The organism is Bradyrhizobium sp., from assembly GCF_052389815.1.
Lineage (GTDB): Bacteria > Pseudomonadota > Alphaproteobacteria > Rhizobiales > Xanthobacteraceae > Bradyrhizobium.
The window spans coordinates 1-13,790 of sequence record NZ_JBQTHN010000233.1 but is presented as its reverse complement, the minus strand read 5'-3'; the positions used below and the strand labels follow the sequence as shown (position 1 = coordinate 13,790).

The 13,790-nt window shown below is 65.1% G+C and carries 17 protein-coding genes and 1 tRNA gene; 13 read left to right on the top strand and 5 right to left on the bottom strand.

Annotated features, from left to right (window positions below; translation table 11 throughout):
- The 12 genes from ACT4OC_RS30800 to ACT4OC_RS30745 form a co-directional block, all read left to right on the top strand.
- Nucleotides 1–806 (top strand): NAD(P)/FAD-dependent oxidoreductase (locus ACT4OC_RS30800; protein WP_444842835.1); only part of this gene is annotated, 806 nt, incomplete at its 5' end.
- A gap of 94 nt (nucleotides 807–900) precedes the next feature.
- Entirely contained in the window at nucleotides 901–1,212 is a 312-nt protein-coding gene (locus ACT4OC_RS30795; protein ID WP_444842834.1) for an EthD family reductase, read from the top strand.
- Nucleotides 1,213–1,352: 140 nt separating this feature from the next.
- Nucleotides 1,353–1,835: a hypothetical protein gene (locus tag ACT4OC_RS30790; RefSeq protein ID WP_444842833.1), complete on the top strand. Its 483-nt coding sequence runs from the start codon at nucleotides 1,353–1,355 to the stop codon at nucleotides 1,833–1,835.
- A 64-nt stretch (nucleotides 1,836–1,899) separates the two neighbouring features.
- On the top strand, nucleotides 1,900–2,343 hold the full coding sequence (locus ACT4OC_RS30785; RefSeq protein WP_444842832.1) for a DUF2948 family protein: 444 nt from the start codon (nucleotides 1,900–1,902) through the stop codon (nucleotides 2,341–2,343).
- A 201-nt stretch (nucleotides 2,344–2,544) separates the two neighbouring features.
- On the top strand, nucleotides 2,545–3,840 hold the full coding sequence (gene hisD / locus ACT4OC_RS30780; RefSeq protein WP_444842831.1) for a histidinol dehydrogenase: 1,296 nt from the start codon (nucleotides 2,545–2,547) through the stop codon (nucleotides 3,838–3,840).
- Nucleotides 3,837–4,331, top strand: coding sequence for a UPF0262 family protein (locus tag ACT4OC_RS30775; protein ID WP_444842830.1), 495 nt, complete (start codon nucleotides 3,837–3,839; stop codon nucleotides 4,329–4,331). Before hisD ends, ACT4OC_RS30775 begins: the two co-directional genes overlap by 4 nt.
- Before the next feature lie 68 nt (nucleotides 4,332–4,399).
- Nucleotides 4,400–4,864, top strand: a complete 465-nt coding sequence (locus ACT4OC_RS30770) for an arsenate-mycothiol transferase ArsC (protein ID WP_444842837.1) — start codon at nucleotides 4,400–4,402, stop codon at nucleotides 4,862–4,864.
- 306 nt (nucleotides 4,865–5,170) lie between these two features.
- Nucleotides 5,171–5,806, top strand: coding sequence for a Maf-like protein (locus tag ACT4OC_RS30765; RefSeq protein ID WP_444842829.1), 636 nt, complete (start codon nucleotides 5,171–5,173; stop codon nucleotides 5,804–5,806).
- 43 nt (nucleotides 5,807–5,849) lie between these two features.
- Nucleotides 5,850–6,038: a DNA gyrase inhibitor YacG gene (gene yacG, locus ACT4OC_RS30760; RefSeq protein ID WP_444842828.1), complete on the top strand. Its 189-nt coding sequence runs from the start codon at nucleotides 5,850–5,852 to the stop codon at nucleotides 6,036–6,038.
- Nucleotides 6,039–6,215: 177 nt separating this feature from the next.
- Nucleotides 6,216–6,291, top strand: a tRNA-Phe gene (locus tag ACT4OC_RS30755).
- Between the two features lie 179 nt (nucleotides 6,292–6,470).
- The gene (locus tag ACT4OC_RS30750; RefSeq protein WP_444842827.1) at nucleotides 6,471–6,692 is read left to right on the top strand and encodes a hypothetical protein; all 222 of its coding nucleotides are present in this window, start codon (nucleotides 6,471–6,473) and stop codon (nucleotides 6,690–6,692) included.
- A gap of 2 nt (nucleotides 6,693–6,694) precedes the next feature.
- A complete protein-coding gene (locus ACT4OC_RS30745; RefSeq protein ID WP_444842826.1) occupies nucleotides 6,695–6,988 on the top strand; it encodes a type II toxin-antitoxin system RelE/ParE family toxin in 294 nt (97 codons plus the stop codon).
- Between the two features lie 446 nt (nucleotides 6,989–7,434).
- On the opposite strand, the gene ACT4OC_RS30740 is transcribed toward ACT4OC_RS30745, so the two are convergent.
- The 4 genes from ACT4OC_RS30740 to ACT4OC_RS30725 form a co-directional block, all read right to left on the bottom strand.
- On the bottom strand, nucleotides 7,435–8,745 hold the full coding sequence (locus ACT4OC_RS30740) for a TRAP transporter large permease (protein ID WP_444842836.1): 1,311 nt from the start codon (nucleotides 8,743–8,745) through the stop codon (nucleotides 7,435–7,437).
- 26 nt (nucleotides 8,746–8,771) lie between these two features.
- Complete coding sequence (locus tag ACT4OC_RS30735) at nucleotides 8,772–9,329, bottom strand: TRAP transporter small permease (protein WP_444842825.1); 558 nt, start codon at nucleotides 9,327–9,329, stop codon at nucleotides 8,772–8,774.
- A 79-nt stretch (nucleotides 9,330–9,408) separates the two neighbouring features.
- A complete protein-coding gene (locus tag ACT4OC_RS30730; RefSeq protein WP_444842824.1) occupies nucleotides 9,409–10,410 on the bottom strand; it encodes a TRAP transporter substrate-binding protein in 1,002 nt (333 codons plus the stop codon).
- Nucleotides 10,411–10,631: 221 nt separating this feature from the next.
- On the bottom strand, nucleotides 10,632–11,018 hold the full coding sequence (locus tag ACT4OC_RS30725; protein ID WP_444842823.1) for a hypothetical protein: 387 nt from the start codon (nucleotides 11,016–11,018) through the stop codon (nucleotides 10,632–10,634).
- 167 nt (nucleotides 11,019–11,185) lie between these two features.
- On the opposite strand from ACT4OC_RS30725, the gene ACT4OC_RS30720 reads away from it, so the two are divergent.
- Nucleotides 11,186–11,782, top strand: coding sequence for a hypothetical protein (locus ACT4OC_RS30720; RefSeq protein ID WP_444842822.1), 597 nt, complete (start codon nucleotides 11,186–11,188; stop codon nucleotides 11,780–11,782).
- 311 nt (nucleotides 11,783–12,093) lie between these two features.
- Here ACT4OC_RS30720 and ACT4OC_RS30715 read toward each other — a convergent pair whose 3' ends face one another.
- Nucleotides 12,094–13,236: a DUF2336 domain-containing protein gene (locus ACT4OC_RS30715; RefSeq protein WP_444842821.1), complete on the bottom strand. Its 1,143-nt coding sequence runs from the start codon at nucleotides 13,234–13,236 to the stop codon at nucleotides 12,094–12,096.
- Nucleotides 13,237–13,790 lie beyond the last annotated feature (554 nt).

Genomic DNA, 13,790 nt, shown 5'->3' with positions numbered 1-13,790 from the left:
GGCGCGCCTTCAACCAGGCGCAGAAATTCGGTGCGGAGATGCTGATCCCGGTGTCGGCGAAATCGCTGGATTGCGGCCGCGATGACGGCCTGTTCGCACTGACCACCGAATGCGGAAGAACGCTGCGTGCCCGCTCGATCGTGGTGGCGAGCGGCGCCCGCTATCGCCGGCCGGAGATCGAGAACCTTGCCGCATTCGAGGGCAAGGGCGTCTGGTACTGGGCGTCGCCGATCGAGGCGAGGCTCTGCACCGACCAGGACGTCGTGCTGGTCGGTGGCGGCAATTCCGCAGGGCAGGCCGCGGTGTTCCTCTCCGCTCACGCGAAGAAGGTTTACATGGTGATCCGCGGCGGCGGGCTTGGCGCCAGCATGTCGCGCTATCTGATCGAGCGCATCGAGGCGACGGCGAATATCGAGCCGATCTTCAACGCCGAGGTGATCGCGCTCGAGGGCAATGCCGATGGCGGCCTGATGCGGCTGCGCTGGCGCAGCCGCCTTGCGCCGGAGGTGGACACGCTGGATGTCAGCAATCTCTTCCTGTTCGTCGGCGCCGATCCCGCGACCTCCTGGCTCGACGGCTGCGGCGTCCGGGTCGACCGCGCCGGCTTCGTGCTGACCGGCGTGCCGGCGCAAGGCAGCGGCAACCGGCAGGCCGCGCCGCTGGAGACCACGGTGCCCGGCGTGTTCGCGGTCGGCGACGTGCGCTCCGGCTCGGTCAAGCGCGTCGGCGGTGCGATCGGCGAGGGCGCGCAGGTGGTGGCGACGCTGCACGGATATCTGGCGGACACGGCGAAACCCGCGCTGTGAATTCGCGTATCGCTCGGCATGATCCGGAAAAGTGTGAAGCGGTTTTCCGAACGAGATCATGCTCAAACGCTTGCGCGAACTGGAAGGATGCGCCATGGCCGCCCAGATCATCGTTTGCTACAGGACGCCTGCCGACCCGAAGGCGTTCGATACGTATTATTTCGAGACCCACGTGCCGCTCGCCTGGAAGATTCCGGGCGTGCGCAAATACCAGGTCAGCCGCGGCCCGGTGATCACGCCGGCCGGTCCCTCGCCGTTTCACCTGATCGCCACGCTGACCTTCGACAATGTCGCCGCCATCCAGAGCGCCTTCGGCAGCCCGCAAGGCCAGGCGGCGGTCGCCGACGTGCAGAAATTCGCCACCGGCGGCGTCGAGATGAATTTCTTCGAGTCGGGCGAAGCATGACGGCTTGACGGCGCCCGCCGCCGCACACCCTCGCAGGTTGTAGACATGGCTGGATTGCGCAAGGTGCCCGCTGTCGCATGTGGGAATCTGTTTCCGTCCGTCGTAGCCTGAAGCGCAGGTCTCAATGGGGAGCAGGCCACATGGATACGCTGGTTCTGGTGCATGTGGCGATCAGCCTGGTTGCAATCGCCGCGGGTCTGGTCGTGATGTTCAGGATGCTCGGCTCCGAGCGCGTGCCGGGGCTGACCGCGGTCTTCCTGCTGCTGACGATCCTCACCAACGTCACCGGCTTCATCATCCCGCCGTTCCTCACCGACAAATTCCTGCCGTCGCACGCGATCGGAATTCTCTCGCTGCTGCTGCTGGCGATTGCCTGCATCGCGTTGTACAGCCGGAATCTCTCCGGCCGCTGGCGCCTGATCTATGTCGTCACGGCGCTGGTCGCGCTCTATCTCAACACCTTCGTGCTGGTGATCCAGTCCTTCCTGAAGATCCCCCCGCTGCATGCGATCGCCCCCGGCGTGCCGCCGGCCGGACCGGTGTTCGGTGTCGTGCAGTTCGTCGTGGCGGCCTTCTTCGCCTTCATGACCTTCCGCGCGGTCAGGCGATTCCACCCCGCCTGATCCGGAACTGGACCGGGAACCCGGCCTTGCATCGGCGGGCGACAACGCACATTTCAAGCGGGTCATGCACGCCCCGCTCAAACTGATCGCGCTCGATGCCGACGACCTCGCGGTGATCTCGGCGCATGTCCAGGAGGCCCGCATCCAGACATCCGACATCATCTGGCGGCAGGATCAGAAACGGCTGGTGATCGGGTTGAACCGGCTGGACTGGGAGGAGGCGCTGGCCGGCGAGCCCTCACCGCGCCGGCTGATATCGGCGCTCCGCTTCGACCGGGTGCTGGCCTGCAAGTGCCGCAACATCGACCCCCAGGCCAGGGAAACCCTGCTCGAGCTGGTCGGCATCGAGTTCTGCCCGGGCGAAGCCCCCGGCGGCTGTGCCCTTTTGATGTTCAGCCATGGCGGCGCGCTGCGGCTCGACGTGGAATGCCTGGAGTGCGAGCTGACCGACCTCGGTTCGGACGACTTGGGGACGGGCGATATCGGGCAGGCGCGGGCGGCATCCTGACTCCCGAGGGTTACGGCAGGAATTGTAGGGTGGGCAGAGCGGAAAGCGTGCCCACCATTCTTGCCGGGTCGGGGCGGCATGGTGGGCTCCTGCGCTTAGCCCACCCTACGGGCTGCGGACACGGGGCATGCGAGGGTTGACGGCAGCACCCCAGCCGCGCCATTGAGGCTTTAGGCCGAAAATCCCCCAAGAAAGCCACCGATGCCCGTCCGCCTCGACCGCAACAGCGCCGACTTCGACCAGCGATTCGCCGCCTTTCTGGCGGCCAAGCGCGAGGTTTCAGCCGACGTGGAAAAGGCGACGCGCGCCATCGTCGAGGACGTCGCTGCGCGCGGCGATGCCGCACTGATCGAGGCCACGAGGAAATTCGACCGGCTCGAGATCGACGCCGCGGGCCTGCGCGTCACCGCCGCCGAGATCGAGGCCGCCGTGAAGGCGTGCGATTCCGGAACGGTCGAGGCGCTTTCGCTCGCCCGCGACCGCATCGAGACCTTCCACGTCAGGCAGCTGCCGAAGGACGAGCGCTTCGTCGATTCCCTCGGCATCGAGCTCGGCTGGCGCTGGAGCGCGGTCGACGCCGTCGGCCTCTATGTGCCCGGCGGCACCGCCGCCTATCCGTCTTCCGTGCTGATGAACGCGGTGCCGGCCAAGGTCGCGGGCGTGCCGCGCGTCGTGATGGTGGTGCCGGCGCCCGACGGCAAGCTCAATCCGCTGGTGCTGGCCGCGGCGCATCTGGCTGGCGTGTCCGAGATCTACCGCGTCGGCGGCGCACAGGCCGTGGCCGCGCTGGCCCATGGCACAGCGTCCATTGCGCCCGTGGCAAAAATCGTCGGCCCCGGCAACGCCTATGTCGCCGCCGCCAAGCGGCTCGTGTTCGGCAAGGTCGGCATCGACATGATTGCCGGGCCCTCCGAAGTGCTCGTCATCGCCGACGACAGCGGCAACGCCGACTGGATCGCCGCCGATCTGCTGGCGCAGGCCGAGCACGATGCCAGCGCGCAGTCGATCCTGATCACCGACAGCGCGCGGCTTGCCGCCGACGTCGAGCGCGCCGTCGAAGGCCAGCTCAAGACGCTGCCGCGCGCGGAAATCGCGCGCGCCTCCTGGAACGATTTCGGTGCCGTCATCATGGTCGACGATCTCGACCAGGCCGCTCAGCTCGCGAACGCCATCGCCGCCGAGCACCTCGAGATCATGACCGCGGATGCGGAAGCCCTGTCGAAAAAGATCCGCAATGCCGGCGCGATCTTCCTGGGCAGCCACACCCCCGAAGCCATCGGCGACTATGTCGGCGGCTCCAACCACGTGCTGCCGACCGCGCGCTCGGCGCGGTTCTCCTCAGGGCTGGGCGTGCTCGATTTCATGAAGCGCACCTCGATCCTGAAATGCGGCCCCGACCAGCTGCGCGCACTCGGCCCCGCCGCCATGACGCTCGGCAAGGCCGAGGGGCTCGACGCGCATTCCCGTTCCGTCGGATTGCGGCTCAACCTGTCATGACCGGCAAGCCCACCGATCCGGACGCCAACAACCGCATCGTCGCCGTCACGCTCGACGAGGAATCGATCGGCCGTTCCGGGCCCGACATCGAGCACGAGCGCGCGATCGCGATCTACGACCTGATCGAGCAGAACCTGTTCGCTCCCGAAAGCGCGGCCGAAGGGCCGTACACGCTGCACATCGCGATCACAGGCAACCGCCTGATGTTCGACATCCGCCAGGAGGGCGGCACGCCCGTGGTGGCGCATCTGCTGTCGCTGACGCCGTTCCGGCGGATCGTGAAGGACTACTTCATGATCTGCGACAGCTACTACCAGGCGATCCGCACCGCGACGCCGGACAAGATCGAGGCCATCGACATGGGCCGCCGCGGCATCCACGACGAGGGCTCGCGCACGCTGCAGGAACGGCTGAAGGGCAAGGTGCGGGTCGATTTCGAAACCGCGCGCCGGCTGTTCACGCTGATCTGCGTGCTTCACTGGAAGGGGTAGCGCATGGCCCGGAAAAGTGTGCAGCGGTTTTCCGACAAGGCCATGCGCCAAACGAAAGACTCGTGACGGTGGAGGCGCCGCGCGCGCGCAATCCGCAAGCCGTATTGTTCGCCTGCGGCCTCAACAGCGTGCGCTCGCCGATGGCCGAAAGCCTGCTCAAGCAGATGTTTCCGCAAGGCCTCTACGTGAAATCCGCAGGCGTCAGGAAGAGCGAGCTCGATCCCTTTGCGGTCGCCGTGATGGCCGAGCTCGGCCAGGACATCTCCGCCCACAAGCCGATGACCTTCGAGGAGCTCGACGACTGGGAGGGGCTCAATTTCGACCTCATCATCACGCTGTCGCCGGAGGCGCATCACAAGGCGCTGGAGCTGACGCGCACGATGGCCGCCGACGTCGAATACTGGCCGACGCCCGACCCCACCGACACCGAAGGCACCCGCGAGCAGAAACTGTCGGCCTATCGCGAGGTCTGCGACGTCCTCCTGATGCGCATCCGCCGCCGCTTCGCCAGGGCGGGCGCCGCGAGCGAGTGAAGCAAACTCGATGTCGTCCCTGCCTAGTGCGCAATTGCGCACGGGCGCAGGGACCCATAGCCACCGGCCGTTGTCATCGAAGCGCAATATTGCCACGAAGACTTCCCAAAACCGCGCTTTCACGGCGTATGGGCCCCTGCCTGCCGCCTTCGCTAAAGCTTCGGCGCGCCTCAGCCATAACCGCGGCGAAGCCTTGGCGTAGCCGGGTCGCAGGGGCGACGGCGAGTTCCCCGGTTGTGAAAGCAGCCCCCATCCGATAGGTTCCGCGCGCGTTCGCCTCCTCGATTCCTCCGCCAAACACCCCGCATGCTCGGCAGTCCCAAATTCGTACTTGCTTCCGGCTCGCCCCGGCGCCTGTCGCTGCTCAACCAGGCCGGCATCGAGCCCGATGCGCTGCGGCCGGCCGACGTCGACGAGACGCCGCGACGGGGCGAGCTGCCGCGCGCCTGCGCCAATCGCCTCGCGCGCGCCAAGGCCGACGCGGCGCTGAAATCGGTGCAGCTCGACGACGACCTGCGCGGCGCCTTCATCCTCGCCGCCGACACCGTGGTCGCGGTCGGCCGCCGCATTCTGCCCAAGGCCAATCTGGTGGACGAGGCCGCGCAGTGCCTGCGGCTGCTCTCGGGCCGCAACCACCGCGTCTACACCGCGATTTGCCTGGTCACGCCGAAAGAGGCCTTCCGCCAGCGCCTGATCGAGACCCGCGTGCGCTTCAAGCGGCTGTCCGAAGAGGACATCCAAGCCTATATCGGCTCCGGCGAATGGCGCGGCAAGGCCGGCGGCTATGCCGTGCAGGGCATAGCCGGCTCCTTCGTGGTCAAGATGGTCGGCTCCTACTCCAACGTCGTCGGCCTGCCGCTCTACGAGAGCTGCACGCTGCTTGGCGGCGAGGGCTTTCCGATCCGCTTCGGCTGGCTCAACGCCGCGGCGACGGGAGCGTAATTCCGCCGCGCGCGTTATCTCGTTCTCCATGTAGAGTTGCGCGATGGCCGATAATCCCGCCAAACCCGGCGCCGCCGCCAAACCCGCCAAGCCATGCCCGATCTGCGGCAAGCCCGCGGCCGCGGCGTCGAGGCCGTTCTGCTCCGACCGCTGCCGCGACGTCGATCTCAACCGCTGGCTCTCCGGCTCCTACGCCATCCCCGCCCGCGAAGGCGAGGAGGACCCGGAGTAGGGCGGCAAGCTCGGCCATGACGGCGGTTTTTTGATCGAGCGCGCCCCCAACATCGCAACTAGCTGATTTTGCGGCGATTCACGGTCTCATACGATTTACGGGGTGGGTAGACAGGAGAGGCCGACCCCACTATAAACCGCCCGCCCGCATATGGCCGAAAGGCCCCTTCCGCGGCATGCCCAGGTAGCTCAGTTGGTAGAGCATGCGACTGAAAATCGCAGTGTCGGTGGTTCGATTCCGCCCCTGGGCACCATCATTTTCAGTGCTGCCGTAGCCAACAATCTCACCACGCGAAAGCTCGTCCCGGCGTAGCCCGAAGGGTGAAGCCGGATGGTTCGATTCCGCCCTTGGGCACCACGCCGCCGCAATCTCACTTCGACCGGCCACTTCGACCGGCTGTGAGTTGAATGCTGGATGTGCTATCATTCGAGCATGACCAAAGCCGAGCTGAAGGAAATCCTGGATCGCGTACTGACGTGGCCGCCGGAGCGGCAGGCGGACGTGGCGCATATGGTCGAGCTGATGGAAGAACAGGACAGCAGTGCGCTGCGGCTGACCGCGGAGCAGGCCGCAGAGGTCCGACGGCGGCTTGCCAGCCCGAGCCCGCAAACGATCCCCGCCGAAGAAGTCTTCAAGCGCTTCCGCTCGTCTTGAGCATGAAGGTTACGTTCGAGCCCGCCGCCAGCGACGAACTGGATCGCGTCTTTGCCTGGATCGCCAAGGACAACCCGCGAGCCGCTCTGAACATGATCGCGCGCATCGAGGACAAGGTCATGCGGTTGGGCAGTCCCGGACTGGCCTATATGGGGCGCCCCGGTCTCGTTGAAGGCACGCGCGAGCTTCTCGAATGGCCGTACATCATTGTCTACAAGGTCTACGAAGACCGCGAGGAAGTCGTCATCGTGTCTATCGTTCACGGCGCGCAAGATCGGGGAGTTGCGGGGCCCTAATCCGAGAACGTCGACGATAGTCCCTGGAGCGAACCACAGCGCGACGGTGCAATTCCGCCAACAGTTGGCGCACTGCGCGTTGCAGCTCGAGCTATCACACCACCCGGATTCGCTCGCGCATTCTTCAAGGCGAATCCATAATGTTCGTCGTCTACGCAACTCTCGCCTTGTTTGTATGCGTCGTGGTCTGGTTCGGAATTCGTTGGTATCGACGCCTCGATTCTGAAACCGATCCAGTGCTCTCAAGGATGAGGCAAGCTGCCCGGGAATCATCAATTCAGTCCTCGAAGCAACTTCAATTCGCTTGAAGAAGCGTTTGAGACAGGAGAATCAGCGTTCGCTTCGATGTCCGCTGATTACGTGATTGAGGATGAGCGCGGTAACATTACCTACCGCCTTTCAAGCATGGACTGCGCGTCGTAGCGCTGATTCCGCCCCTCACGCCCTCACGGACAAATCCAGCCCCCGCCGTCGGGCTTCGGGAAGCAGCCGACCGATTGCGGCAGCAACTGCTTCGGCAGCCACAGCACGACTTCCGGGAAATAGATCGTGAAGGCGATGGCGGCGAAGAACACGAGGTAGATCGGCAGCGAGACGATCATGGCGCGCGAGAATTTGACGCCGACGAATTTCGCCGCCATCAGCAGGCAAAGGCCGTAGGGCGGCGTGATCAGGCCGAACGCCAGCGTTGTGATGATGACGGCGCCCATGTGCACCGGGTTGATGTCCGCGCTCTGGGTCAGGTCGATGATCAGCGGCATGAAGATGATGATCGCCGGGATCGCGTCGATGAAGTCGCCGACGATGATGAACAGCAGCACCAGCAGCAGCATGATGGTGACCGGATCGCCGCCGGCGGCGCTGGCGATCCATTCCGACACCACCGCGGGCCCGCGCAGGTAAGCCAGCATCCAGCCGAACATCGAGGCGGCGCCGATGGTGATCAGCGGGATGGAATAGAGCAGCCCCGTCATCGCCATGTCGTGCGGCAGGTTGCGCAGGTGGCCGATGTTCAGGAGCGGGATCGCCACGAACAGGATGTAGGCGACCGCGATCACGCCGGCCTCGGTCGGCGTGAACTTGCCGGTGAGGATGCCACCCATGATGATGAGCGGGATCATCATGGGGACAGCCGATCGCTTCACCGCCGTGGAGAACATGCCGAAGGTGGCCCGCTGGCGCATCACGCCGACCGGGCCGAGCAGGAAGCTGAAGATCATCAGGCCGAGGCCGATCAGCACGCCGGGAACGACGCCGGCGAGAAACAGCCCGCCGATCGAGACGTTGCCGGTGGCGCCGTAGACCACCGCCATGATGCTGGGCGGAATGAGGTTGGCCATCGTCGCGGCGGAAGCGATCAGCGCGGCGGTGAAGGCCTTGTCGTAGCCCTCGCGCGCCATCTCCGGCGCGAGCGTGCGGCTGAGCACGGCAACGTCGGCCGCGGACGAGCCGGAAACGCCGGCAAAGAACATGCTGAACAAGGTCACGACCTGCGCCAGGGCGCCGCGCAGGTGTCCGACCATGACCTGCGCCAGGTTGATCATCCGGATGGTCACGTTGGCCGACGTCATCAATTCGCCCACCAGCAGGAAGAACGGCACCGCCAGCAGCGCCTCGACGTCCATGCCGTTGAACAGCTGCGCGATCATCGAGGCCTGGCTGACCGGCGTGAAGATGGTGACGATCATCACCGCCGCGATCAGCGCGAATGCCACCGGCACGCCGAGGTAACCAAGGAACAGGAACAGGAAGCCCATCAGCGCGATCAGCATGCCGTTGGTGGTCACAGCGCCTCGCTCCCGATGCTCTCGTGATCGGGGGCGCCTTTCGGATCGGCGAAGCCGTGCCGGAAGCCGTTGACCATCTGCTCGATGGTGAAGAGGGCGACCAGCGCGCCGCAGATGGGCACTGCGATGTAGAGGCTGGCCAGCGGCGTCATCGAGGGCATGCGCAGGCTCTTGAAGCCGTCGAGGAAATTGACGTAGCCGTACCAGGTCATGCAGATCGCGACCGCGAGCACCACCGTGCGGTTGAACAACTCGAACGCCAGCCGCTTGGTGCCGGTCATCGATTCCGCCAGCACCGCCAGATAAAGGTGGTCGTTGCGGCGCGTGGCGGCGGCGACCCCTGCGAAGATCCCGTAGACGAAGAACGTCATCGTCACTTCCTGCGCCAGCAGCCAGGGCGTGCCGATCGCGCGGGTGACGACATCGAGCAGCACGACGGTGCTGAAGCCGCTGATGCAGATGCCGCACAGGATCATCAGGACCTGCTCGATCGGATCGAGCGCGCGCCATTTCAGGTGGCGCTGATCGTCCAGGACGAGGCTGTCGAAACGCATGAAGCTGTCCAAAAGGAGCGCGCGCGAAGCCGGACGCGGGAAGCGGAAGCGCTTGCCGCGTCCGGCGGTCGCTAAGCCGCTATTTCACGTTGCGCACGAGATCGAGCACCTTGACCGCGTGCGGCCCGAGGTCCTTGGCGAGCTTGTCCTGGATCGGCTTGGAGACCTGCTGGAAGCCGCTCTTGTCGACGTCCTTGACGATCTTGACGCCCATCTTCTCCAGTTTCGCGAGCGCCTCGCGCTCGAGCTTGAAGGCGATCGCCGGCTCGTTCTTCGAGATCTCGTCGGCTGAGGCCTGCACCCATTTCTTCTGCTCGTCGGAGAGGCTCGACCAGGCCTTGTCGCTGACGAACAGCGCGGCGTTGTTGGCCTCGTGCTCGGTGAGCGAGAGCACCGGCGCCGGCTCGTAATGCTTGTTGATCAGGTAGTTGTTGATGCCGTTCTCGGCCATGTCGACGACGCCGGTCTGCAAGGAGGTGTAGACCTCGCCGAACGGCATGTGCACGACCTGGGCGCCGTAGGCCGGAAACAGCGTGTCTTCCGTCACGGTCGCCTGCACGCGCACCTTGACGCCCTTGAGGTCGGCGACCTTCTGCACCGCCTTCTTGCCGTAGATGTGCCGCAGCCCCTGCGAGCCGAGCCCGAGCATGTGCGCGCCCTTGATCTTGGCCGCATAAAGCTCCTTCATCGCCGCGATCACCGTGGGGTCGCCCAGCACCTTGATGGCGTGGGCCTCGTCGCGGAAGATGAAGTGGATGGAGAACACGCCGGATTCCGGCTGCGCCGTCGAGGCGTTGGCGGTCGACAGCAGCACGAAATCGATGTCGCCGGTCTGCACCTTCTGCATGGTTTGCGCTTCGGTGCCGAGCTGGGCGCTGGGATACTGGTTGATCGAAAGCGTGCCCTTGCTCAATTCGCCGAGCTTCCTGTTGAACATCTCGGCGGCGGCGCCATAGCCGCTGGTCTTGGGCTGGTCGTAGGCAAAGGTGAATTCGCGCTTCTGCGCCTGGGCCTCCGGCGCAAGCGCAAGCATTGCCGCGAGCGTGGCGGCGCACAGCATCCTCCGGCTGACGTCGAGCATGGACTACCCCTCCCTGGTGCGCGTGCCCTGCGCCGGCCGGATGGCCGGCGCCGGCGCTCCCATGGGCGGGAGCGGAGCGCTTGTTTTATGGGAGAAGCATGCCCGGCGGGAGGCCAGTTGTCAATAATCTGGGGTCAAAACGGTCAAGATTAGCGGAAGCCAAGGGGTATTATCGATAATCTGGCTCCGAGCCGACGGACTCCCGATATTCTCATGCGCCGCTAATGCCCCGCCGTTTCCTGGCTCTCGTGCTCGGCATCGCTTTCGCTTGCGTCTTCGCCATGTCCGCCGGCCGGTGCCGATGCGCCGCGCATCCGGATGACGATCCCGATCAGATCGATGTCGGCCTTGAGCAAGTCGAGATCGCGGGTCATTTCGCGCAGCTCCTGCCCCTTCTTGGCGATCTCCTCCGAAACGTCGATGACCATGTTGCGCTCGGTCACCCCGCCGGCGCCGCCGACGAACATCTTGGCCCTGACCCAGGCCAAGCGTGCGCGATGCGTGTCGCGCGCGAACTTCATCTCGGCGAATTGCCGCCGCGCGTCGTGATAGGCGCGCAGCAACTCGGCGTCGGACATCGTCAGCAAGTCGTCGGCAGCAACGTTCATGGCGTCATGGCTCACCGCAGTGTCGGCGGATTCCGTTCCGCCGGACGGTCTCGGTCGAAAGGTGTCCCCAGCTTATTGGCAGCCGCCCGCTCCCAAAAGTGGAATCTGCAGCTGTATCATGCGCAGAAATCCGCCGAGTCGCAGGAGCCCCGGACATGGCGGTCAACATGGCGCAGAAGCGCGCGCGGAAGGCGCAAAAGCGGAAGCAGCAGGTGACGGAGAAGCGGCGGGCCGAGGCTCTGGAGGCCGGCTTGCCGGCCCGGGTGGCCCGCGCCGCTGGCCTGCCGGTTCAGCACTGTTATGTCAGCGAAGCCCTGTTCGAGGACGGTATCGGTACCGTGGTCATCGCCCGCGGTGCTACGTCACATCTCGTCACCATGGGTTCGTTCCTCGTCGACGTGTTCTGTCTCGGCGTCAAGAACGTGATGTTCGAGCAGCTCGATGACGACGAATTCGAATTCTACATGGAACGGACGGGTGACACACAGCGCATGATCCCCGTCGATCCCGCCTACGCCCGCAGGCTGCTGCGCGATGCCGCGGCATGGTCGGCCTCCTTCGGATTCGCGCCGCACCGGGACTTCCCTGTCGTAGAGCGCCTGTTCGGCGAGGTGAATGCGGACGACTGCGACGCAGTCTTTCAGTTCGGCCGGGAAGGCAAACCCCATTATGTCGCCGGTCCGTACGATACGCCCGCGCTCGTCCGGCAGCGGACCGCGCAGCTGCAGAGGCATCTGGGCGAGGACGCTCGCAAGGCAGGTTGAGACGCAGGCGGACCCCGTCGCCGCCGGGCACGACGGGTTTCTCGGTCGATCCGCCGGAATTCGAAAGGCAGACGCTCAACCTGTGCTGCGAGTGCCGGGCAGGCAATCGCATATGGCGTGTGGCGGCTCGGCCTGCATGGTTCGAGACGCGCCGCAAGCGGCGCTCCTCACCATGAGGGTCTAAGAGCTCACCGCGAAGAGAAACCTCATCCTGAGAGCCCGCCAAAGGCGGCCGTCTCGAAGGATGTGCCGCAAAGGCACGGCCTGCAGGGTTCTCGTTCAAATGCGATAACCTTGGGGCGAGGGCGAGCCTACCCCACGGCAGCCCTCGCGTTCGCTTCCGCCGCTGCGATCGGCGGGCTCGGTTGAGCGCCGATCTCGCGGCGCGCCTCGTAGAATTCCAGCACGCGTCTTGCGGTGCGGATTTCCAGCCGCTCGAAGTTTTCGCGCGCGCGGTCGAGATCCATCCTGGACAGGTTGCGGTCTGCCGCCTTCATCAGCAGCAGGGCCTTGGCGGTCGCCCAGGAGCAGCTTGCCGCCTTGGCGACGATCTGCACCGCGCCGGGGTTCTCGTTGAGAACGGCGCGTTCGACCATTTCGATCGGGCAGCTCGCGAGGACCGATAGCGCCGCGACCGTCCTTTCGAAGTCCTGCGCACGCGCAGCGGCGTGAACGTCGGTTTCCCCGAGTTCCTTCCAGTCCTTGCGCCGCCTGATCCTGTTCCTCGCCTTCGCGTGCTCCTCGGAGCCGTTGCGAAGCTCGAGGTTGATGTCGTCGATGACGTCGGTCACGGCGCCCTTGACGGCGTCCGCCAGTTGCGGGTTTGCCGTGACGATCCTGCGGCATACGGTGGCGGAGGCCGTTTCGAGAATCCTGAGAAGATGATGCCGGGAAACGTCGTGCCGCATCCCGACGTGCAGCGCCAGCTGGGCATCGCCGCCGGATCGCACGACGAGCTCGCCGAAACTGTGCTCGGAAATGCGTGCGCCCGGGTTCTTCGCCACGGCGTGGACGACGCGGGGTTCGCCGCGCTGGATCAGCAACTCGGTGATCGCCTCGCTGATCGTCTGCCGCTGCGCGATCGCATGCAGGTGCCCCTGGCCCTGCGTGCCGCTGCAGAGAATGAGGTCCGCTTCGCTGAGCGCGGTCGACCGGCTGAGAACGGGAGCTGCGACGGCGACGGCGTCGTCGAAGGCAAACGCCCTGACCAGCGTTGCGGGCGCATTGGCGTCGGTTGCCAGATGGTGGGCGAGCTTGACCCGGATCCTCAGTTCGATGACGCCGACGACGGTCCTGAATATGTTGTCGAACAGCTCGATCTGCTGCTTCGAATAGCGGCCGGAGCCGGCGTGGAACAGATCCGTGATGCGCTTGAGCGCCTTCAGCTGTCTTTTGGTCGCCCCCGCTTCCGTCGTGTTCTGGACTTCGTCGATCAGGGAATAGAACATCGTCATGTCGGGTCTCGTCGGGAATCGCCGCCGCTGCGGCGCGAGTAGGAGTAACGATTACGCGTTTAGTGCCAACGCGTGAAAATTGCGGGCATCGGTTGTCTCGAGAATGATTCAAATTGTCGGCGACGGGATTTGCCTCCGGCTTGGTGGCAGGGCAATCGCATATGCGGATTGCCTTTATCGGCATGCTTGCCACAAACTCGTCATGCCCGGGCTTGTCCCGGGCATCCACGTTCTTTGTGCCGCGAGAAAGGTCGTGGATGGCCGGGATGAGCCCGGCCATGACGATGTGGAGACGCCTGTGCGAAAGGCCGGCGAGGAATGTTGCAAATCCGACACGGGCGGGCAAATCACTTCGGTTTGCCGGAATCGTGTCAAGCCCCATAATCGAAAATATTTCTCTTTACCGGAATTCCGATTTACGTTATATGTCCGCCCAGCCCGTGCCACCGTGAGGGACGTTTCGCGATCGTCACGAAACGTGGTGCGGGTTGCGATGGGCCGCTTGCTGCGTCAGGTGCTTGCACCGGGCGAAACGCTAGCTGCGGACGGCGAAG